Annotated in this window: 19 protein-coding genes; 2 read left to right on the top strand and 17 right to left on the bottom strand. The window is 63.5% G+C overall.

Going from position 1 to position 19,832, the window contains the following annotated elements; all coding sequences use genetic code 11:
• The first annotated feature begins 244 nt into the window (after window positions 1-244).
• The gene (locus OZ411_RS04550; protein ID WP_130578420.1) at window positions 245-1,045 is read left to right on the top strand and encodes a CbbQ/NirQ/NorQ/GpvN family protein; all 801 of its coding nucleotides are present in this window, start codon (window positions 245-247) and stop codon (window positions 1,043-1,045) included.
• Window positions 1,042-3,360 (top strand): VWA domain-containing protein, encoded by a 2,319-nt coding sequence (locus OZ411_RS04545; protein WP_282526993.1) that lies wholly within the window; start codon window positions 1,042-1,044, stop codon window positions 3,358-3,360. The genes OZ411_RS04550 and OZ411_RS04545 overlap by 4 nt, the downstream gene beginning before the upstream one ends.
• 2 nt (window positions 3,361-3,362) lie before the next feature.
• Here OZ411_RS04545 and OZ411_RS04540 read toward each other — a convergent pair whose 3' ends face one another.
• The 17 genes from OZ411_RS04540 to OZ411_RS04460 form a co-directional block, all read right to left on the bottom strand.
• Complete coding sequence (locus tag OZ411_RS04540; protein WP_282526992.1) at window positions 3,363-4,211, bottom strand: urease accessory protein UreD; 849 nt, start codon at window positions 4,209-4,211, stop codon at window positions 3,363-3,365.
• Window positions 4,177-4,833, bottom strand: a complete 657-nt coding sequence (gene ureG, locus OZ411_RS04535) for an urease accessory protein UreG (RefSeq protein WP_282526991.1) — start codon at window positions 4,831-4,833, stop codon at window positions 4,177-4,179. The genes OZ411_RS04540 and ureG overlap by 35 nt, the downstream gene beginning before the upstream one ends.
• Window positions 4,834-4,837: 4 nt before the next feature.
• Entirely contained in the window at window positions 4,838-6,547 is a 1,710-nt protein-coding gene (gene ureC, locus OZ411_RS04530) for an urease subunit alpha (RefSeq protein WP_282526990.1), read from the bottom strand.
• A gap of 2 nt (window positions 6,548-6,549) precedes the next feature.
• Complete coding sequence (locus OZ411_RS04525; RefSeq protein WP_130578424.1) at window positions 6,550-7,245, bottom strand: urease subunit gamma; 696 nt, start codon at window positions 7,243-7,245, stop codon at window positions 6,550-6,552.
• A 12-nt stretch (window positions 7,246-7,257) separates the two neighbouring features.
• Window positions 7,258-7,923, bottom strand: a complete 666-nt coding sequence (locus OZ411_RS04520; RefSeq protein WP_282526989.1) for an urease accessory UreF family protein — start codon at window positions 7,921-7,923, stop codon at window positions 7,258-7,260.
• Between the two features lie 3 nt (window positions 7,924-7,926).
• Entirely contained in the window at window positions 7,927-8,457 is a 531-nt protein-coding gene (ureE, locus tag OZ411_RS04515; protein WP_282526988.1) for an urease accessory protein UreE, read from the bottom strand.
• Between the two features lie 33 nt (window positions 8,458-8,490).
• Window positions 8,491-9,510 carry an alpha/beta fold hydrolase gene (locus OZ411_RS04510; protein WP_282526987.1) on the bottom strand — a complete coding sequence of 340 codons (1,020 nt, stop codon included), beginning with the start codon at window positions 9,508-9,510 and terminating at the stop codon, window positions 8,491-8,493.
• A gap of 90 nt (window positions 9,511-9,600) precedes the next feature.
• A complete protein-coding gene (locus OZ411_RS04505) occupies window positions 9,601-10,638 on the bottom strand; it encodes an aliphatic amidase (protein WP_282526986.1) in 1,038 nt (345 codons plus the stop codon).
• A gap of 76 nt (window positions 10,639-10,714) precedes the next feature.
• A complete protein-coding gene (urtE, locus tag OZ411_RS04500) occupies window positions 10,715-11,410 on the bottom strand; it encodes an urea ABC transporter ATP-binding subunit UrtE (protein ID WP_130578429.1) in 696 nt (231 codons plus the stop codon).
• Window positions 11,410-12,159, bottom strand: a complete 750-nt coding sequence (gene urtD / locus OZ411_RS04495; RefSeq protein WP_282526985.1) for an urea ABC transporter ATP-binding protein UrtD — start codon at window positions 12,157-12,159, stop codon at window positions 11,410-11,412. Before urtD ends, urtE begins: the two co-directional genes overlap by 1 nt.
• Before the next feature lie 3 nt (window positions 12,160-12,162).
• Window positions 12,163-13,311 carry an urea ABC transporter permease subunit UrtC gene (urtC, locus tag OZ411_RS04490; RefSeq protein ID WP_282526984.1) on the bottom strand — a complete coding sequence of 383 codons (1,149 nt, stop codon included), beginning with the start codon at window positions 13,309-13,311 and terminating at the stop codon, window positions 12,163-12,165.
• Between the two features lie 2 nt (window positions 13,312-13,313).
• On the bottom strand, window positions 13,314-14,207 hold the full coding sequence (gene urtB, locus OZ411_RS04485; protein ID WP_282526983.1) for an urea ABC transporter permease subunit UrtB: 894 nt from the start codon (window positions 14,205-14,207) through the stop codon (window positions 13,314-13,316).
• A gap of 58 nt (window positions 14,208-14,265) precedes the next feature.
• Window positions 14,266-15,522 carry an ABC transporter substrate-binding protein gene (locus OZ411_RS04480; RefSeq protein ID WP_130582702.1) on the bottom strand — a complete coding sequence of 419 codons (1,257 nt, stop codon included), beginning with the start codon at window positions 15,520-15,522 and terminating at the stop codon, window positions 14,266-14,268.
• 255 nt (window positions 15,523-15,777) lie between these two features.
• On the bottom strand, window positions 15,778-16,386 hold the full coding sequence (locus OZ411_RS04475) for an ANTAR domain-containing protein (protein ID WP_130582701.1): 609 nt from the start codon (window positions 16,384-16,386) through the stop codon (window positions 15,778-15,780).
• A 24-nt stretch (window positions 16,387-16,410) separates the two neighbouring features.
• Complete coding sequence (locus OZ411_RS04470) at window positions 16,411-17,571, bottom strand: transporter substrate-binding domain-containing protein (protein ID WP_130582700.1); 1,161 nt, start codon at window positions 17,569-17,571, stop codon at window positions 16,411-16,413.
• Window positions 17,572-17,934: 363 nt separating this feature from the next.
• Window positions 17,935-18,447, bottom strand: coding sequence for a flavin reductase family protein (locus OZ411_RS04465; RefSeq protein WP_282526982.1), 513 nt, complete (start codon window positions 18,445-18,447; stop codon window positions 17,935-17,937).
• A gap of 8 nt (window positions 18,448-18,455) precedes the next feature.
• Window positions 18,456-19,763 (bottom strand): LLM class flavin-dependent oxidoreductase, encoded by a 1,308-nt coding sequence (locus tag OZ411_RS04460; RefSeq protein ID WP_282527039.1) that lies wholly within the window; start codon window positions 19,761-19,763, stop codon window positions 18,456-18,458.
• Window positions 19,764-19,832: the final 69 nt, after the last annotated feature.

The following is a 19,832-nucleotide window of genomic DNA, read 5'->3' as shown; positions in this document are numbered from 1 at the left end:
ATGGATCCGTCGTTCGCCTGCCGCTCAGGTGCAGTACATGCCCATGGGGATCTGGCCGATCCGCTCGAATCCGCTTGTTTTGTCTGGCCTTTCGGGCTGTAATTGAACTAAGGCGCTATTCGCCTGTTCGCACGCTTCGATGCTGCAGCGTGTTCCAAGGCAACGACTGCCAATCCCATTCACGGAGGGACGGTGGCGCTCGGCCTCGCGGCATCAATCCTTCGTCATGCACGGAGGATGTTTCATGAATCTCGACGCCTACCGGATCGCCGACGAGCCCTACTACCAGCCGCTCGGCCATGAGATCGAGACCTTTCAGGCCGCCTATGCCGAGCGCCTGCCGGTGATGCTGAAGGGACCGACCGGCTGCGGCAAGACCCGCTTCGTCGAGCACATGGCCTGGCGGCTCGGCAAGCCGCTGATCACGGTGGCAGCGCATGAGGACATGACTGCCGCCGATCTCGCAGGGCGTTACCTGCTGGAGCCGCAGGGAACCGTGTGGCACGACGGGCCGCTGACGCTCGGGGTGCGCCACGGCGCGATCTGCTACCTCGACGAGATCGTCGAGGCGCGGCAGGACACCACCGTAGTGATCCATCCGCTTACCGACGCGCGCCGCATCCTGCCGCTGGAGAAGCACAACGAGATCGTGCCGGCGCACGGCGATTTCCAGCTCACGATCTCCTACAATCCGGGCTACCAGAGCGCGGTCAAGGATCTGAAGGAATCGACCAAGCAGCGCTTCGTCGCGATCGATTTCTCCTATCCGCCGCCGACCACGGAAGCCGCCATCATCGTCCGCGAGTGCGGCACAGATGACGAGCTTGCCGGCATCCTGGTCGCGATCGCGCAGCGCTCGCGCAATCTGCAGGGCCACGGCCTCGACGAGGGCGCTTCCACCCGCATGCTGATCCATGCCGGGCGGATGGTGCGCGCAGGCTTGCCGCTCGACGTCGCCGTGCAATCCTCCATCGTGCTGCCGATCACCGATAACCCTGACATCCGCGCGGCGCTCAGCGACGCCATCCAGGCCTGCCTGCCGTGAACGCAGCCAAGCAGGTCACGCTGCAGCTGGTGCCTCCCGACGAGGAGGACAGCGCGACGCGCCGGATCCATCGTTTGATGCTCCAACGCGAGACGCTGCGGCCGATGTTCCTGATAGCCTGGGACGATCTCTCGCAGCGTTTCGGTGTGAACGAGCTCGAAGCCTGGGCCGGCGCCGTGCTGACGCTCGCGCATGTCAATGCCGGGCCCGCCTGCCTGATCGCCTATTGGGAGGCGAGCAAGAACACAGGTGACCATCGGGAAATCGCACCGCTTTTGGTAGCGGGCCAGATTGCGGCCGACATCTGCCGAAACGCCGGCGCGCAGGCTGCGACCGCCGCCCTGAAGGCGCTGCCGATTGCCTCGCGCCTCTTCGGCAGCGGCCCGGCTTTGGCGCGATGGTGGCGGGTGATGGATCTGCTGGCGCAGCAGGCGCCGGAATCGGTTGCGCCGACCGCAGACAACATCGCCGCAATTCTCGCCCCCGGCACGATCGACGCCTTCGAGAATTTCGTCGCGGCCGGACTGAAATTGGCATCCGGCAACAAGGCGCGACGGCTGGCATTCTTCCACCTCGAGGACGAGCTCGCGCGCCGCATGATCGCGCGCGATGTCGGCAGCGTGACATTCCTGGAAACCGAGATCGAGCTGAAGGCGTTCATCACTGCGCTCTGGGGCAAGCCCCCTTTGCTGCGCAGCCTTGCCGCCGACATCAGCCAGGCGCCGCAGCGGCGGACCTCGATTGCCGGCCCCTTGATCCGCTTGCCGGAAACCTTTCGCGGCGTGCAGGGCGATGCGGCGCGAGCGCTGTTCCGCGCCGCGGCGGCGCATGCGCAGGCGCATCTCGTGCTGGGCAACGGGCTGTTTCCGGTCGGCACGCTGAAGCCGCTGCAGATCGCACTCGTCAATCTGGTCGAGGACGCCCGTATCGAGACGCTGGCGATGCGGCAATTGCCGGGCCTGCGGCGGCTGTGGGCGCCCTATCACGTGGCGACGCCGTCGGGTGTGGTGGCGGCACCGACCTTGCTGGCACGGCTGGCGCGCGCGCTGTTCGATCCCGCCTATGTCGATGACGACAGCTTTGTCGTCAAGGGCCGCGCAATGTTTCAGGCGGCCTTGCCTCGCATCGACGACCCCGCCATCAGCCGCGAGATCGGCATGCTGCTGGGCAATGACCTCGGCCAGATGCGGGTGCAGTTCAACGTCAAGACCTACGTCGTCGAGCCTGTCTATCGCGACGACGGCCTGGGACTATGGGACTTCGGCGAGAACGCTCCTCCCTCAGGCGAGGTGATGGAACTGCCGGTCGATGCAGTGCGGATGGAGCGGCAGGAAGCGCCTGATGGCAACGGCAACGAACCAGACCAACAAGGTGAAACGCTCGGACGCGGCCGGCCGGTGGCGCCGGACGAGCGCGGCACCATCATCGCAAAATATCCGGAATGGGACCGCGCGCATGGCATCGAACGCCCCGAATGGACCATTGTGCGCGAGGTGGCGGCGTACGTCGGCGATCCGCGCCTGATCGAAGCCGCGCTCGACCATGCAGAGGCGCTGCGCAGCCGGATCGGACGACTGGTGCGCGGGGTACGGATCGGCCGCACCATTCGTCTTAACCGGCAGCATGGGGGCCACGACATCGATATCGACGCCGCGCTCGACGCCGGCATCGCGCTGCGCATCGGGCAGGCGCCGGATCCGCGCGTGTTCCGCTCGTCGACATCAGTTCATCGCGATCTCGCGGCGCTGCTATTGATCGATGTCTCGGAGTCGACGCGCGACCGGCTCGCCTCCGGCGCGACCATTCTAGATGTCGAGCGCCTGGCGGTTGCGGTGCTGGCGGAGGCGATGGGAAGGCTCGGCGATCCCTTCAGCCTCAAGGCGTTCGCCTCGGACGGACGCGACGACGTCAGGATGACCACGGTAAAATCCTTCGAGGAGCCGTATGACCGGAGCTGCGTGGCCCGGCTCGCCGGGCTGAGATCGGGACTGTCGACGCGGCTCGGCACCGCGCTGCGCCATGCGGGAAAGGTGATCGGCAAGACCAATTCCGGCCGCAAGCTGGTGATCGTGCTGACCGACGGCGAGCCGTCCGATATCGACGTGTCCGATCCGCTCGACCTGGTCGAGGATGCGCGCCGCGCTGCGCTCGGCCTGAAGAACGCCGGCGTCGATGCCTACGGCGTGGTGCTCGGCAAGGCCGGCATCCAGGCGGCGTCGCGGATCTTCGGGCGCGGCAACACGATGATGGTGCACCGGATCGAGGATTTGCCGGGGCGACTGTCCGAACTCTATTTCCGCCTGGCGCGGCGCTGAGCCTACTTGCGCCGGCGCACGAGATCGGAGCCGAGCGCCGCGCGTCCGGCGACATGGAACGCCGCTTCGAGCCCGCGCGCGAGCGTGCCGCCGTCCGGCGCCAATATCCGCATCACGAGTCCAGCTTGGTTCGGCGCAGGCGAAGCACCCGACAGGCAGCCGCAGCCATCAACGATCTGGCCGAGGGTTCCAACATCGGGCAATTTGTCCGGCGGAGCGATCAGCACGACGGTCGCAGCGGCCGCCATGTCGCCGAGCGAGCCGGCGCGCGCCTCATTGCCCCGGATAGATCCGCGATCGAGCAGCAGAACGCGGCCGTCGGGACGCAGGATGCGCAGCCGGCTGGAGAACGATGCGAACGGCCGTCCCGCCTGCCGCGGGTCGTGCACGGCAAATCCGTCGGCCAGGAACAGCACCGCATCCTCCGCCACCGTCGCGATGGTGTCGAGGCACAGATCGGCGCCGGGAAACAGCACACAGGGATCGCTCGCGATCGCGCAGAACGCGCCCGGACCGACTGTGATGGATTGCTGCTGCAGCGTGCCGGCCTCGCGTCCGTCATGCACGACGGTGGACGCCTGCGTCGTCAGGTGAAACGCGGCATTGGCGGCAACGTCCACATCGAGCTTGAGGCGGTCGCCGGCATAGAGCCCGCCGGAGGCCGACTGCAGATAAAGCGTGAGCAGTTCGGGCCGCGCCGCGTCCAGGTAGAAGCCGCGGGTGACGTGAAAGGGGTAGCCGACATGCTGGCGCCGCAGCACGGTGCGGCCGCCGGCAAGGTCCGCGGCGAGATGCGCTTCGGCGCTGCGGCCGGAGTCAAATGCGGAAGAGGACAGCGGCAGAGATCGCATCGGCAACCGCCTCTATGCCGGCACCGGCGCGCGCGTTGGTCGCAAGCACCGGCCGTCCGCCCCTCACCCGGACCGCCTCTGCTAGCATCGGTTCGAGCTCGACACCCACATATGGCGCAAGATCGACCTTGTTGACGACGAGGAGGTCGCAGCGGAGCAGGCCCGGCCCCTTCTTGCGCGGAATGTCGTCGCCGCCGGCGACATCGATCACGAACATCCACCAATCGACCAGGTCGAGCGAGAAGGTCGAGGCGAGATTGTCGCCGCCGGATTCGAACAGGATCAGCTCAAGCCCGGGAAACCGCGCTTCCAGATCGTCGCCGGCGGCGATGTTGAGCGTCGGGTCCTCGCGGATCACCGTGTGCGGACAGGCACCGGCCTCGACCGCGGAGACGCGCGCCGGATCGATCAGGCCGGAACGGCGCAATCGCTCGGCATCCTCCTTGGTCACGAGATCGTTCGTCACCACGGCAAAATCGATACCGCGGCGCTGCAGGACCGGGATCAGCGCCTCGATCAGCGCGGTCTTGCCGCAGCCGACGGGACCGCCGATGCCGACACGGGCCGCAGCAGGATTGGCGTGGGTTGCGGTGCGCTCTGCAGGGCGCAGCTTGTCGAGCATCGCATCACCTCAGCATATAGCGCCGCGCCAGCGGCAATTCGCGTGCCGGCTCACAGGTCGCAAGCGCGCCGTCGACGAAGACGTCGAAGGTTTCAGGGTCGACGGAGATCTTCGGGCAGAGATCGTTCCAAAGCATGTCGCGCTTGGAGAGCTTGCGTGTCCCCTTCACCGGCAGCAATTTCTTCGACAGGCCGAGCGAGCCGGCGAGATCGCGCTGCAGCGCCAGCGGATGTACGAAGCAGGCCGACAGCGCCGCCGGCGCGCGGCCGAACGCGCCCCACTGCGGGCGCATCAGCATCGGCTCGCAGGTCATCAGCGAGGCCGCGCTGTCGCCCATCGCGCCCCAGGCGATGAAGCCGCCCTTGATCACCAGCTCCGGCTTGATGCCGAAGAACGCCGGGCGCCAGACCACGATGTCTGCAAGTTTGCCGTCTTCTAGCGAGCCGACATGGTCAGCGATGCCGAATGTCCTCGCGGCATTGATGGTGTACTTCGCCACATAACGGCGGATGCGCGCGTTGTCACCAAAGCCTTCGCGATCTTCCGCCAGCGTGCCGCGCTGGTCCTTCATCTTCGAGGCGAGCTGCCAGGTGCGGCAGATCACCTCGTGGATGCGGCCCATGCCCTGGCTGTCGGAGCCGAGCATCGAGATCGCGCCGATGTCGTGCAGCACGTCCTCGGCCGCAATGGTCTGCGCGCGGATCCGGCTTTCCGCGAACGCCACATCCTCCGGAATCGCCGGATTGAGGTGGTGGCATACCATGGTCATGTCGAGATGTTCGTCGAAGGTGTTGACCGTGAACGGATTGGTCGGATTGGTCGATGACGGCAGGCAGTGCATCTCGCCGGCGACACGGATAATATCGGGCGCGTGGCCGCCGCCGGCGCCCTCGGTGTGATACATGTGAATGGTGCGGCCGCCGATCGCTTCCAGCGTGTTCTCGACGAAGCCGGATTCGTTCAGCGTATCGGTGTGGATCTGGACCTGGAAATCGTATTCGTCCGCGACGCGGAGGCAGGTGTCGATCGCGGCCGGCATCGAGCCCCAGTCCTCGTGCAGCTTCAATCCCATGACGCCGGTCTCGAGCTGCTCGACCATCGGCGGCACGCGATGCGAGTTGCCGCGGCCGAGGAAGCCGAAATTCATCGGCCACGCTTCGGCGGCCTGCAGCATCTTGCCGGTATTGAAGGGGCCGCCGGAATCGATGCCGACCGTGATCGGTCCGAGCGAGCCGCCGATCATGGTGGTGATGCCGCTGGCAAGCGCATGCTCGACCAGGCCGGCGCTGTCGAAATGGACGTGGACATCGATCGCGCCGGGCGTTGCGATCAGGCCCTCGCAATCGCGCACGGTGGTGCCGGTCGAAACGATCAGCCGAGGATCGACGCCGTCCATGATCGCTGGATTGCCGGCCTTGCCGATGCCGACGATGCGCCCGTTCCTGATGCCGAGATCGCCCTTGACGATGCCGATCACGGGATCGATCACCACGACATTGCAGAGCAGGAAGTCGAGCGCACCTTCGGCCGAGGTGATGCCGGCCATGCCGATGCCGTCGCGCAAGGTCTTGCCGCCGCCGTGCAGGCACTCATCGCCATAGACGGCGTAATCCTTCTCGACCACGGCCATCAGCGAGGTGTCACCGAGGCGGACGGAGTCGCCGGTGGTCGGCCCATAAAGTGCGGCGTAATCGCGCCGGTCGATCATTGCCACGGTTATGCCCCCCTGAAGTCGCGTGCTTTGGCTCGCGCCAGCGCGGCGTCCCGCACGGCCGGATCGGTGCCGAGGCCGTCGGTGAGGTTGTTGAGCCCGGTCAGTTCGCGGCGTCCGCCGAATTCGACCAGCGACACTTCCTTGGACGCGCCGGGCTCGAAGCGTACGGCCGTGCCGGCGGGAATGTCGAGCCGCATGTTGAAGGCGGCGGCGCGGTCGAATTCGAGCGCCTTGTTGACCTCGAAGAAATGGAAATGCGAGCCGATCTGGATCGGACGGTCGCCGGTGTTGACCGCGGCCAGCTTGACCTTGCGCCGGCCGGCATTGAGTTCGAGCTGGCCGTCCCGTACGGTGATCACGCCTGGATGCTCGACATCGGCGGCAGCACCCGGCGGAGGGCGGATCGGCTCATGCACCGTGACCAGCTTGGTGCCATCGCCGAAGACGCATTCGACCTGGATGATATGCATCATCGCGGCAATGCCGGGCAGCACGTCGTCGGTGGAGAGGATCGTAGAGCCATAACCGATGAGGTCGGCAACCGAGCGGCCGTCACGCGCGCCTTCGAGGATCTCGTCGGTGATGATCGCGACCGCTTCGGGATAGTTCAGCTTCAGTCCCCGCGCGCGGCGGCGGCGCGCCAGTTCCGCGGCATTGAAGATCGTCAACCGTTCCAGTTCCGTGGGCGTCAGCAGCATGCTATCTCACTCTCAATTGGCGAACAGCCGCAGGTCGGCCTGCGCGTGGCGCGCCGCGGCGACGTCGAGGAAGGGCGCAAAGCTTTCGAGCTCGAGCGGCGTTTCGTTCATCGTGAGCTGCTCGATCAGCGGCAGGCAATCAGCCAGCACCTCCTGCCCCTGCAGCGCACCGACCGCGCCAAGCCGGATGGCGGCGGTGATCAGGCCCGAGGCGACGGTGTAGCCGGAGGTCAATTGCGCCAGGTTTTCGTCGAGCCCGACCGAGGACCACACCGCGCCCTGCATAACCGCGATATGGCCGAGGCATTCGCCGGAGCGCACTACATCGCGCAGGATGGCCGCAAGATCGTTGCCGATCCGGGCATGCGACGCCAAAAACGACGCTCCGTTGCGGCGCGAGCCTACACGCAGGCTCTCGACCAGCGTCGAGGCCTCCACCTCGCGATCGACAGCGGCGATGACGGCGAGATCGCCATTGCAGCGGAAGGCGCGCAACAGCGCGACCCGGTCATAGCTGGCCCAGCGATGCTTCAGCGCCGCCGCTACCAGCCGTTTCAATTCGCGCGCGTCCAGCCCGTGGCGCAGGGCGACGATGCCCTCAATCCCATAGGAGAAGGCGAAGGAGCCGCTGGGAAACGCCCCATCCGCCTGCCATAGCGCGCGCAAGGTCGACAGCATCGTTTAATGACTTCGATCGTGCTGGTTGACGTGATGCCCATCGTGGCCGTCCTCCGATGCCGCATGATCCGGCACGTCTTCCTCCTCGTCGAGCACGCTGATGCCCACACGGCGCGAGGCGACCATGTCCTCCAATCGCGCGATGTAATCCTCCGGTCGGCCTTCGAGCGCCACGAACAGCACCTCGCCGCCGAAGCGCACACGCCAATGCAGATTGCCGACGTGATAACCGAGCTCGATCGCATCGGCGATCGAGCGCGGCTCGAGCTTCAGCCAGCGTTCGGTCGCCGCCCGCACGACGATCGCGCTGTCGTTCTCCAGCACGAGCACCGCGCCATCGAACAGTTTCTGGTGGCGCGGCAGCGCGATCGCAAGCTCGACGCCGCCGCGGGTGGTGATCAGAAGCCGTCGCCGCGCCAGATCGGCCACGGGCACGTTGACGATATCGACTGCGCCCCGGTGCTCGAGCCGGTGCAGCTCCTCGGACAATTCCGGCTCCAGCCGGCTACCGAGCACGCGTTCGATGCGCAGCATCGCAGTCTCCTTCCCACATCGTGCTGCAGGCTGTCACTTCGCCAGCAGCTCCTTCAGCTTGGCGTCGATGAAATCGACATCCGCAGGATTGGTGCCGGGACCGCCCGCGAAGTGGCCCCAGATCGAGGGAACCGGAACGAACTCGGCGTTTGGCATGTGCTCCACTTCGGACTGGCTGTCTTCCGGCGGAAAATAGAGGTCGGTCTGACCAGGCATGACATAGGCCTTGGCCTTGATCGCGCCCAGCGCCGCCTTGAAATCGCCCTTGTAGATTTCGTTGTCGCTGATATCGCCGTTCTGCCAGGTCCAGAGCATGGTCAGGAGATTGTTGGGATCCTTGGGCAGGAAGAAACCTTCCCAGAATGCGACCAGGAAGTCTTCCAGCGAGGAGTAACCAAGCGCCTCGAGATCGAGCTTCTCGCGATAGAATGCCTGGGAGAATCCCCAGCCGGCATAGACGCGGGCCGCGGCACGCAAGCCACGGGCGGGCTTCTCGGTGTACCAGCCTTCCTTCCAGACTGCGTCGGCGGTCAGCGCCGCCTTCACGCCTTCGAGGAAGACGAAATTGTGCCGCGAGCATTTCGCCGAGCCGCAGAACGGCGCGATCAGGTCCATCATGTCGGGGTAGAGCGCGCCCCAGTGGAAGGTCTGCAGCGCGCCCATCGACCAGCCGGTTACAAGGCGAATGTGCTTGATGCCGAACTTCTCGGTCACCAGCCGGTGCTGCACGCGCACATTGTCGTAGGCCGTCACCTGCGGAAAACGTGGGCCGTTATAGGGCTCGGGCGTGTTGCTCGGCGATGACGACAGCCCATTGCCAAGCATGTTCGGAATGATGATGAAGTATTTGCTCGGGTCGAGCGCGCGCCCCTCCCCGACCAGCCACTCATTGTCGTAGTGCTGGCCCGAATACCAGGTCGGATAGACGATGACGTTATCCTTCGCGGCGTTCAGCGTGCCGAAGGTCTTGTACGCCAGCTCGCAGCCGCGCAGCGTCGCGCCGCGCTGCAGCTTGACGTCGCCGAGGTCGTAGATTTCGTAGTCGAGAGTCATGACGGCGCATCCTCTCTTGTTTCATGGTTTTCTTTCATGGTCTCGCGTGCGCCGGCCGACTGTTCGGCCGGCGCCGCATTATACTCCAGTTCAGCGATGCGCGACCTTCTTGGCTGGGATGCCCTCGATCGGGCATTCCTCGGTGCCGACGGTCGAGCGGGTGAAGGATTCGACCATCTCGCGCGTGCCTTCCGGATCGGCGATCCACTTCGCATAGAAGTCGTAGGGGCAGGTTGCGACGCCGCGGTCGCCGTCGCCCGAATTGATCATGCCGGTGTAGCCGCGGTGGACCAGCTTGAAGAGATGATTCTGCGACTGGCCGTTCTTGCGCGCATCGCGGATCAGCGATTTCGAGAGCTGGGCATATTGCACGCCGTAATCCTCCTCGCCGCATTCGCCGAGCGTGCGGCCGTCGAAGCCGATGATCGCCGAATGGCCGAAATAGGAATAGACGCCATCGAAGCCGGCGGCGTTCGCGACCGCGACATAGACGTTGTTGGCCCAGGCCATCGCCTTGGCCATGATCACCTGCTGGTCCTTGGCCGGATACATGTAGCCCTGGCAACGCACGATCAGCTCCGCGCCCTTCATCGCGCAGTCACGCCAGATCTCGGGATAATTGCCGTCGTCGCAGATGATGAGCGAAACCTTCAGGCCCTTCGGCCCCTCGGAGACGTAGGTGCAGTTGCCAGGATACCAGCCCTCGATCGGCACCCAGGGCATGATCTTGCGATATTTCTGCACGATCTCGCCCTTGTCGTTCATCAGGATCAGCGTGTTGTAGGGCGCCTTCTTCGGATGCTCCTCATGCCGCTCGCCGGTGAGCGAGAACACGCCCCAGACCTTCGCCTTGCGGCAGGCTTCGGCAAAGATCTCGGTCTCCTCGCCCGGCACGACGGACGCCGTCTCATACATCTCCTTGGAGTCGTACATGATGCCGTGGGTGGAATATTCCGGGAAGATCACCAAATCCATGCCCGGCAGGCCAGTCTTCATGCCGACGATCATGTCGGCGATCTTGCGGGCGTTGGCGAGCACCTCCGCCTTGGTGTGAAGGCGCGGCATCTTGTAGTTCACGACGGCGACGCCCACCGTGTCGTTGCTGGAAGTAATATCACCGTGCAGCATATCGCTCTCCTTGCGGTTTTATGGTCACTGGTTCTTGGTCCTCACGCACCGTTGCCTGCCCCCCGCGACATCCAGCTCACACCGCCATGTGGCGGTGAACCAGCGTGTCGCTGAGCTCGCCGATCTCGCCCGACGCCACCACGCGCCCCTTCTCCATCATCGCGAAGCGATGCGCGGCGCGGCGGACGAACGATACGTTCTGCTCGACCAGGACGACGGTGAGCCCGACGTCCCGGTTGAGGCGGATGATGACGTTCTCGATCTCCTCGACGATCGAGGGCTGGATGCCTTCATTGGGCTCATCCAGTAGGATGATCTTCGGATCGGCGGCGAGCGCGCGCGCGATCGCGAGCTGCTGCTGCTGACCGCCGGACAGCACGCCGCCATTGCGGTCGAGATTGTCGATCAGATAGGGGAACAGCTCGGCCACCAGCGGCGGGATCTCGCGCTTGCCGTCGCTGCGGGCAAACGAGCCCATCAGGATGTTCTCGCGGATCGAGAAGTCCGGGATGATCTCACGGCCCTGCGGCACATAGGCGATGCCCGCCCGCGCGCGCTGAAAGGTCGGCTTGGCGCCGAGGTTGTCGCCATCGAACCTGATCTCGCCGCCCATCCGGTCGGTCAGCCCCATCAGCGTCTTCAACAGCGTGGTCTTGCCGGTGCCGTTGCGGCCCATCACGGCGGTCACCTCGCCGTCGGGCACGTCGAGGCAGACATCGTGCAGGATGTGGCTGCGGTCATAGAAACTGTCGACATGGGCGAAGGCGAGCATCACGAGATCCCCTTCGATCCCAGATAGGCTTCGCGCACCTTCGGATTGTTCTCGATCTGCTCGACATTTCCCTCGGCCAGCACCTGGCCGAGATGCAACACCGTGATGCGCTCGGCGATCTCGCGCACGAAGGCCATGTCGTGCTCGACTACGATGATCGTGTGACGGCCCTTGAGGTTGTTGACGATCTCCGAGGTCTTGTGCGTCTCGGCCTGGGTCATGCCGGCGGTCGGCTCATCCAGCAGGATGATCTTTGGGTTTTGCGTGATCAGGAGGCCGAGCTCGAGCCACTGGGTCTGGCCGTGGCTGAGATAGGCGGCGATGCGGTCCTGCTCCTCGATGAGGCCGATCAGTTCCAGCACCTCGTCGACATTGCGCTCCGCCTCCGCGCCGAAGCCGAAGCGCAGATTGGCGAACACGCCCGGCTTCTTGCAGCTCGCCACTTCGAGATTGCGACGGACCGTAAGCTCCTTGAACACGCTCGGGATCTGGAACTTCCGGCCGATGCCGGCGCGCGCGATCTTGTGCTCTTCCCAGTTGGTGATGTCGGTATCGTGCAGATAAACGCGACCGTCGGTCGACTTGGTCTTGCCGGAAATCAGGTCCATCAGCGTGGTCTTGCCGGCGCCGTTGGCGCCCAGCAGCACGCGCAACTCGCCGTCGTCGACCGTCATGGTCACGCCGTTGACGGCCTTGAAGCCCTCGAAATCCACGCTCAAGCCGTCGATGGTGAGTGCCGCCCGCGCCATCGCCTACTCCGCCAATTGCGACGAGGTTTCGCTCACCTGCAACGCCTGCGGAGAGGCCGTGGGCTTGCGCGCCAATAAGCGGTCGATGAAGTCATGCGCGAGCCCGGCAAGGCCGCGCGGCAGATAGAGCACCACCAGCACAAAGATCAGGCCGATGATCGCTTTCCAAGCTTCGGCAAAGCCTTCGGTCTCGCTGACGGTCGCCGAAATCGTGTTGATCAGGATCGCGCCGATGCAGGCGCCCAAGATCGAGGCGCGGCCTCCGACCGCCGCCCACACCACCATGGTGATGGAGAACGTCAGGTCCATGAAGGTCGGCGAGGCGAACTCCGACGCGATCACGTAGAGCATGCCGGCAAAGCCCGCGATTGCCGCCGAGACCGCGAAAAAGAAGGTCTGGTAGGCCGGCACGTCGAAGCCGAGATAGCGCGCCCGGTTCTGGTCGTCGCGCACCGCCTGCAGGATCAGTCCGGAGCGCGTATCGATCAGGAGCCGCGCGCCGACAAGGACCAGGCTGAGCGAGACCGCGACGAGATAGTAGGTGGGAACGATGTAAGGGTCGAACTCGAGGCCCGCGACATTGAACCAGCCGAGATCGGTAAGCCCGTTGAAGCCGTTGGTGACGGGCTGCGAGTCGATCACCACCAGACGAACCAGCAGCACCAGCGCCAGCGTGATGATGGAGACGAACACGCCGGAGATACGCTTGCGGAACACGATGGTGCCGAGGATCGTCGCGAGCAGCACCGGCAGGATCAGCCCCATCGCAACGCCGAACCACTGGCTCTGGAACGGCAGCCACAGGAATGAGGCCTTGTTAATGCAGCAGAGCTCGGTCGGCGCGCCCGGCTCGGCGTTCCACAGCATGAAGTCCGGTACCGGCTTGTCGGAACCCTGCTGCAGGCTGGTGGTGCTCGCGAGCTTCAGCGACATCGCCAGCATGTAGGCGCCGGCGCCGAAGAACAGGCCCTGGCCGAGATTGAGGATGCCGGCATAGCCCCAGGACAGCGCGACCGCGACGCCGAGCATGCTGTAGACGAGATACTTTGCGGCACGGTTCAGCCAGAACGCATCCATCACCAGCGGCAGGAGCATCATCAGCACCACGAACGCGGCATAGATCGCCCAGTCGATCTTGCGTTTCACCGGCATCGTCAGCGCCCCTTCAGGGCAAACAGCCCCTTCGGCTTGAGCACGATGATGGCGATGACGACGCCGAACACGACCGCGCGCGCCAGGATGTCGTTGGTCGCGGCCGCGACGAGGCCGTTGATCTCGCCGAGGATGCCGGCTGACAACACCGAGCCGAGCAGACTGCCGACGCCGCCCATGACGACGACGAGGAAGCCGTCGACCACCATCGACGTGCCCATATCGGGAAACACCGTCTTGAAGCCCGACATCATCACGCCCGCAACGCCCGCAAGGCCTGAACCAAACGCAAACGTCAGCGCGTTGACGCGGGTCACGTCGATGCCGCAGGCCGCCGCCATCTTCGGATTGCGGATGATGGCGCGCACCTGCGTGCCCATCGAGGTGCGATAGATGATGAACCAGGTCACGAGCGCGAGGATCACGGTCACCAGGATGATGAAGGTGCGGTAGCGGTTGATATCGGCGCCAAGGATCGAGAACGTGCCCTGCAGGAACGGCGGCACGGCAACGTTCTGCAGGCCCGGCCCGAGGCCCTGGACGTGGATGCCGAGAAACGACAGGCCGAATTCCAGCCGCACCGCCTGCTGGATCAGGATGGCGATGCCCCAGGTCGCGAGCAGCGTGTCGAGCAGGCGGCCGTAAAGACTGCGCACCACGACGCGCTCGATCAGGAGGCCGAGCAGCGCGGTGACGATGAAGGCGAGCGGAATCGCCACGAAAATATTGGTGCCGAGCCAGATGCCCGAGAGCACCGTGACATAGGCGCCGACCATCACCATCTCGCCATGGGCCATGTTGATCACGCCCATCGCGCCATAGGTGATCGCAAGGCCAAGGGCGACCAGAAGCAGGATCGACCCGAGACTGAGACCGATAAAAAGAACTTCGAGCATGCCACCGTCCCACCCTCCACCGCGCGCAAGCACGCGCGGCGGAGGCTGTGTGCCTCGATCAGGTTTTCAGCTTGGCCGTATCGAGCCCCTTGCCTGTGCAGAACAGGTTGGTCGGGGTCTCGCCATAGGCGACATAGGGCAGCGGCACGACCGGCTCCTTGTAGGCGTCGATGATCTTGCCCTGCCCGTCCGGGAGCCACTGCGCGATGCGCGGCGTGAGATAGGTGTGCAGGTTCTCGGGATCGATCTTCACATGGCCGTTGGGCGCATCGAACTCCTGTCCCTTCACCGCCTCGCGGATCGCGACCGGTGTGATCTCGGCGGCTTTCTCGGCCGCCTGCTTCCACAGGAAGGCCTGGAAATAGGAAGACTCCAGCGCGTGGTGGGTCACCGCCTTCGGATCCTTCACGAAGGCGCGGTAGCGCTCGACAAAGGCCTTGTTGCGGTCGGTGTCGATCGCTTGGAAATACGGGAACGAGGTGTAGCTGCCGACTGCATATTCCGCGCCCATCGCCGCGATCTCGATCTCGGAGGTCACGGTGGCGCAGATCGGCAATTTGTCGTGGGTGAGGCCCTGGTTCTTGTATTCGCGGTAGAAGGCGACCACGGAGTCACCGACCACGTTGGACAACACGACGTCGCAGCCTGAGCTCTTGATCTTGTTGACCATGGAGCCCCATTCGGAATGGCCGAGTTCGAGATATTCGTCGGCGATCCATTCGCCGCCGTTCTTCTCGATCAGGATCTTCGAGACCTTGGCCATCTCGCGCGGATAGATGTAGTTCGATCCGACGATGAAGAATTTCTTCTTGCCAAGCGTCTTGATGATCCAGGGGATGAAGTTCGAAAGCTGCTGGTTCGGAACGGCGCCGGTGTAGACGACGTTCTTGGAGCATTCGAAGCCTTCGTAATAAGTCGGATAGAAGTAGAGATTGTTGCGCTTCTCGAACACCGGCAGCACCGCCTTACGGCTCGCCGAGGTGTAGGAACCGAACACGGTCGGCACCTTGTCCTGGATGACAAGCTTCGAAGCCTTCTCGTTGTAAGTCTTGGGATCGGAAGCGCCGTCCTCGACGATCGCCGTGATCTTCATGCCCTTGACGCCGCCGGCGGCATTGATCTCGCTGATCGCCATCAGCGTCGCGTCATGCAGCGATTTCTCGATAATCGAAAGACCACCGGTCAGAGAGAACAACACGCCGACCTTGACCTCGCCTGCCGCACGCGCGCCGGTCTGAAAGACCCAAGGCGACGTGATCACCGTACCAGTCGCGAGCAAGCCATTCCTCAAAAACCTCCGTCTGTCGATTGCCATACCTACGCTCCCCGTGTGTCCAGGCGCACCAAGCCGTTCGCGCCGAAGCGCGTTGTTTCGAAGCCAGAAAAATCCCAGATCAGGACGCTCCCCCGAAAACGCTAATGCGTCGGCGGCGGATATCGACCCCACAAAGCAAAAAAGCCCGACAGACCCTCGCGGATCTTTCGGGCTTACCTAGCCTGAGCCGAACCAGCAGCATCGATGGTCCAGCAAAAGTCGCGAGAACGATTTCCTCTCGCGACACCACAAAAGCTAATCACCTTTCAAACGGTATTGCAACAGCTCATTTGCGTGGATGATCGCGGCCGCCATCTCGTCCATCGACAGACGTTTCGACATCGCTTGTCTGCGGATCGTCTCGTATGCTTCCGCTTCGTTCAATCCCTGGCCATCCATCAGAATGACCTTCGCCTTCTGGATACGCTGGATACCGGCGAGCTTGCGCTCAAGCTTGCGCACGCGTTTCTCGGCCTCGCGCCGCTCGAGCCACAGACTGCGCGCGATCGTCAGATTGGTGAGCAGGCCGAACGGCCTGATCGGTCGCTCGATCACTGCGACTGCGCCGGCTTCGAGCACAAGCTGGAGCGTGGATGGATCCTCGTAACTGACCACGGCGATCAGCGTCGGCCGGTGGTTTGCATCCGACTTCAACAGCCGTTGGATTTCCTCGCGCACGTCGTGCTCGATCGCGAGCAGCACGATATCGGCGCCTTCCGCCCAGCAATCGGGCACCGGCCACTGGGTCTCGACCATGCACCCGATACGGCGCAGATGCTCGACCAGCCTGGTGCGCTCGGTGTCGGCCGGATGCACGACGTGAACCCGCAATCCCCGCAAGTCCCGAAGAATTTGGATGGCCACGTCCAGTTCTCCGTTACGGGATGCTTATGAGTGGAGCACCGGCAGCTCGACTGACCAATCGTCGAGGCTCTGGACGACACAGTAGGGATCAGGCTTCACCCGCACGCCGGGATTCCAGACCGTCTGGAAGCGGCCATGCCGGTCGAGCCGGGCGATCCGCGGCCACAGGAAGGTGTGGTTGTTCTCCGGATCGACCCTGACGCGGCCCTGCGGGGCATCGAATTCGGCGTCGCGCAAGTTTCCGAGCACCTGTTCGGGATCGTCGGAGCCGCATTTCGCGACCGCGCGAAACGCCAGATGAAGCTGGAAATAGGCGGCCTCGGCGCAGGCGGTGACGGGAGCGTCGGCACCGTACTTCTCCTTGAAGCTGGTGACGAAGCGCTTTGCCGCCGGCGAGGAAAGCGTCTCGAAGAAGGGAGCTGCGGTGATGTGGCCTTCGGCAGCTTCGGCACCCATTTCCGCAACCTCCGCTTCGCTCGTGGTCAGGCTCGCGATCGGCATGCGCGCCGAATCGAAGCCGGCCGCGCGATAAGCGCGATAAAGCACGGACGTGCCGCTGCCGACCACCGTGGAGAAAATGACGTCCGGCGAGGTCTTCTTGATGCGGTGGATGACCTTGTCGAAATCGTCAGGGGTCGGACGCAGCGGCACGTAGATCTCGTCCAGCACCTTGCCCTTTCCCTGCACCACGAAATCGGCCATCACGCGGTTCGATTCATAGGGGTAGACGTAGTTCGAGCCGACGAACAGGAATCGGTTGTAGGCCGACAGCAGGAATTTGGCGAGTTGCAGCGAATTCTGGTTGGGCGCAGCCCCCGTATAGATGCAGTGGCGCGAATATTCGAAGCCCTCATACAAGGTGGGATAGAACAGCAATCCGCGATGCGCCTCGACCACCGGCAGGACCGCTTTGCGCGTGCTCGACATGTAGCAACCGAACAGAAGCCTGATCCTGTCCACCTGGAACAGCCGCTCGGCGAAGGCGCGAAATTTCTTGGGATCGGAGGCAGGGTCGTACAAAATCGGCTCGATCGGCCGTTCCAGAATGCCTCCTCTCGCGTTGATTTCCTCGATCGCCAGCAAGGTGGCATTGAGCTGCGTCCGCTCGATCGTCGATGTGACGCCTGTTTGCGAAAACAGGACGCCGACACGCCACGCACCGGCATTATTCTCCATCAAACCCATAATGATGCAAACTGCTCCAGGTTCTCGGCGACTTCATTGTCCAAGGGGAGCAGCTTATTACCGATCTGTTCGAAAAGGAAAGTGGCTGGTTTGCCAGAAATGCCTGGTGCATTGTTCGTGCTACTCTCTCGACTGTAGGATCATCGACGTGATGAAATCGTCCAAATCCAATTCGCGGACACATTATTCTAACCAGAGACCGTCACGCGCCACCACCAAGCGTAAGGAATTGTAGGTTGGCGTGCGAGATCGTAGCCCGTGGTTGCGAGCCCGCTACGCCGCGAAGCCCACTCGGCGTCCAATGTGGAGCTTTGGTCCGCTTTACACACCAGGAGCGAACGAACCGCAGCTTCTTACTCGCACTCAAGGAAGCTCTTTCTCGAGGCTCGCAAACCGGCCACTCCAGTAAAGCAATGGCGAAGCTCCTGTTTCCCGGGCCGACACAACCCGCCCCACGAAGATCGAGTGCGTTCCCGATTTCGTTTGCGATTCAAGCTGGCATTCCAGGCTGGCCGCGCATCCTCCCAGAATTGGCACTCCTGTCCGCCCCTGGTGATGCTCCACGCTCTCGAGCGGCTCGTCCGGTCTCGAGGCAAAATGCTGCGCCAGCGGCAACTGGTTCGACGCCAGCACATTCACTGCGAAAACACCTGCCTCTTCGATCAGCGAGTGCGAACGATTGGCCTGGTTGATGACGACAAGAATGCAAGGCGGCGAAGCCGAAACGCTACAAACGGCGGTTGCCGTCATCCCGTTCGTCACGGAATCCGCCCGGCTCGTAATGACGGTCACAGTCGAGGCAATGCACCGCATGGCCGCCCTGAATTGCTCGGCATCGACCGAGGAAAGTGACAGGCGTTTGTCGAGTTCGGACATCTGCCGTCCTACGTTGCGACCAAGCCGAGGTGAGATCGCAAAGTCCCCCCCTCATATTCGCTCCGAAAGAGCCCATTCTTCTGCAAGACAGGGACGACCTTCCCGACAAAATCCTCGAAGGTATCAGGAAGAAACGCGGGCGAAACCACAAACCCGTCCGATGCGCCTGACGTGACAATTTCCGCCATCTGCTCGGCAACATCCTTTGCGGTTCCGACCAGCCTTGGGCACATGACGCCCTGGCCATAGATACGACCGGCGTCCGCGATCGTGATGGATTTTCCAGCCGCGATGCTTTTCAATGCGGCCAGATTTCCCTGACTTCCCGACGACTGAAGCTGCTCGACACTCTCCTCCAGCGAGAAATGAGAGAAATCGGCATTGGCGTGGGCAGCGAGGGTCGAAAGCCCGACCAGCGGGTTGACCAGCGAATCGTGAAGATCTCTCTTTTCTTCCGCTTCGGCCCGGCTCTCGCCGATGAACGGCATGATCGCCATCAGTACCTTGCTGGCATCGGGCGTCCGGCCCGCATCGACAAGCGCGGTAGCGACGTCGCTCTTGAACGCTCGCATGCGCTCCAAGCTCGGCTGGAGCGCAAAGATCACCTCGGACCAGCGAGCCGCAAAAGCCTTGCCCCTACCGGACGATCCCGCCTGGATGATGACGGGCCGTCCTTGCGGACTCCGCGGAATGTTCAGAGGCCCCCGCGACTGAAACCACCGTCCTTTATGATTCAGGTAATGAACCTTGCCGGGATCCGCATAGATTCCGTTTTCGCGGTCGAGCAGCAGGGCATCCTTGTCCCAACTGTCCCATAGGCCAAAGGCGACCTCCATGAATTCGTCGCCACGGTCGTATCGATCATCGTGCCCGAGATGCGGAACGTCGCCATAGTTTAGCGCCTCGCCGTCGTTCATGGATGTGACGACATTCCACGCCGCGCGGCCAGCGGAGATATGGTCCAGCGTCGCGAACTCGCGCGCGATGTTGTAGGGCGCATCGTATGTGGTCGAGCGCGTCGCACCGAGGCCGATACGGTTCGTCACCGCCGCAATTGCGCCGAGGATCGGCACCGGATCCATTCGCGTCGCATCCTGATCTGCATGGCGGATACCGGTCTCATGGCTCGCACCATATCGATCCGCAATGGCCAACCGGTCTGCGAAGAACATGAAGTCGAACTTTCCCCGTTCCAGCAGCCGGGCAATCCCGACGTAGTGACCGAGACTGAAAAAGTCCGTCCGATGCTTAGGATTTCTCCAGATTGCGTGGCTATGAACCACCGGCCCGGCGATCAGAAACCCGCAAAGGTGCATCCTGCTTGTTTTCGGCATGCGTCTCTCCCTCGGGGCGCAACACGCCGTCGCGCCCCCGTTTCGATTGAT

This window comes from Bradyrhizobium sp. Arg237L (assembly GCF_029990105.1).
Lineage (GTDB): Bacteria > Pseudomonadota > Alphaproteobacteria > Rhizobiales > Xanthobacteraceae > Bradyrhizobium.
Note: the sequence above shows the minus strand (reverse complement) of the source record. Positions and strands in the feature narration are given on the sequence as shown.

Bases quoted from the DNA above. Each gene is read 5' to 3' on its own strand.
- urtD (WP_282526985.1), bottom strand. From the start codon at position 12,159: ATGGCGCGGGCGGCACTCACCATCGACGGCTTGAGCGTGGATTTCGAG.
- OZ411_RS04510 (WP_282526987.1), bottom strand. From the start codon at position 9,510: ATGACTCTCGACTACGAAATCTACGACCTCGGCGACGTCAAGCTGCAG.
- OZ411_RS04480 (WP_130582702.1), bottom strand. From the start codon at position 15,522: ATGGCAATCGACAGACGGAGGTTTTTGAGGAATGGCTTGCTCGCGACT.
- OZ411_RS04465 (WP_282526982.1), bottom strand. From the start codon at position 18,447: ATGTCCGAACTCGACAAACGCCTGTCACTTTCCTCGGTCGATGCCGAG.
- ureE (WP_282526988.1), bottom strand. From the start codon at position 8,457: ATGCTGCGCATCGAACGCGTGCTCGGTAGCCGGCTGGAGCCGGAATTG.
- OZ411_RS04525 (WP_130578424.1), bottom strand. From the start codon at position 7,245: ATGCTGCTGACGCCCACGGAACTGGAACGGTTGACGATCTTCAATGCC.
- OZ411_RS04470 (WP_130582700.1), bottom strand. From the start codon at position 17,571: ATGGGTTTGATGGAGAATAATGCCGGTGCGTGGCGTGTCGGCGTCCTG.
- urtC (WP_282526984.1), bottom strand. From the start codon at position 13,311: ATGCCGGTGAAACGCAAGATCGACTGGGCGATCTATGCCGCGTTCGTG.
- urtE (WP_130578429.1), bottom strand. From the start codon at position 11,410: ATGCTCGCCTTCGCCCATGTCGACAGTTTCTATGACCGCAGCCACATC.
- OZ411_RS04520 (WP_282526989.1), bottom strand. From the start codon at position 7,923: ATGCTGTCGACCTTGCGCGCGCTATGGCAGGCGGATGGGGCGTTTCCC.
- OZ411_RS04460 (WP_282527039.1), bottom strand. From the start codon at position 19,763: ATGCACCTTTGCGGGTTTCTGATCGCCGGGCCGGTGGTTCATAGCCAC.
- ureG (WP_282526991.1), bottom strand. From the start codon at position 4,833: ATGCTCGACAAGCTGCGCCCTGCAGAGCGCACCGCAACCCACGCCAAT.
- OZ411_RS04505 (WP_282526986.1), bottom strand. From the start codon at position 10,638: ATGCTGCACGGTGATATTACTTCCAGCAACGACACGGTGGGCGTCGCC.
- OZ411_RS04540 (WP_282526992.1), bottom strand. From the start codon at position 4,211: ATGCGATCTCTGCCGCTGTCCTCTTCCGCATTTGACTCCGGCCGCAGC.
- urtB (WP_282526983.1), bottom strand. From the start codon at position 14,207: ATGCTCGAAGTTCTTTTTATCGGTCTCAGTCTCGGGTCGATCCTGCTT.
- OZ411_RS04550 (WP_130578420.1), top strand. From the start codon at position 245: ATGAATCTCGACGCCTACCGGATCGCCGACGAGCCCTACTACCAGCCG.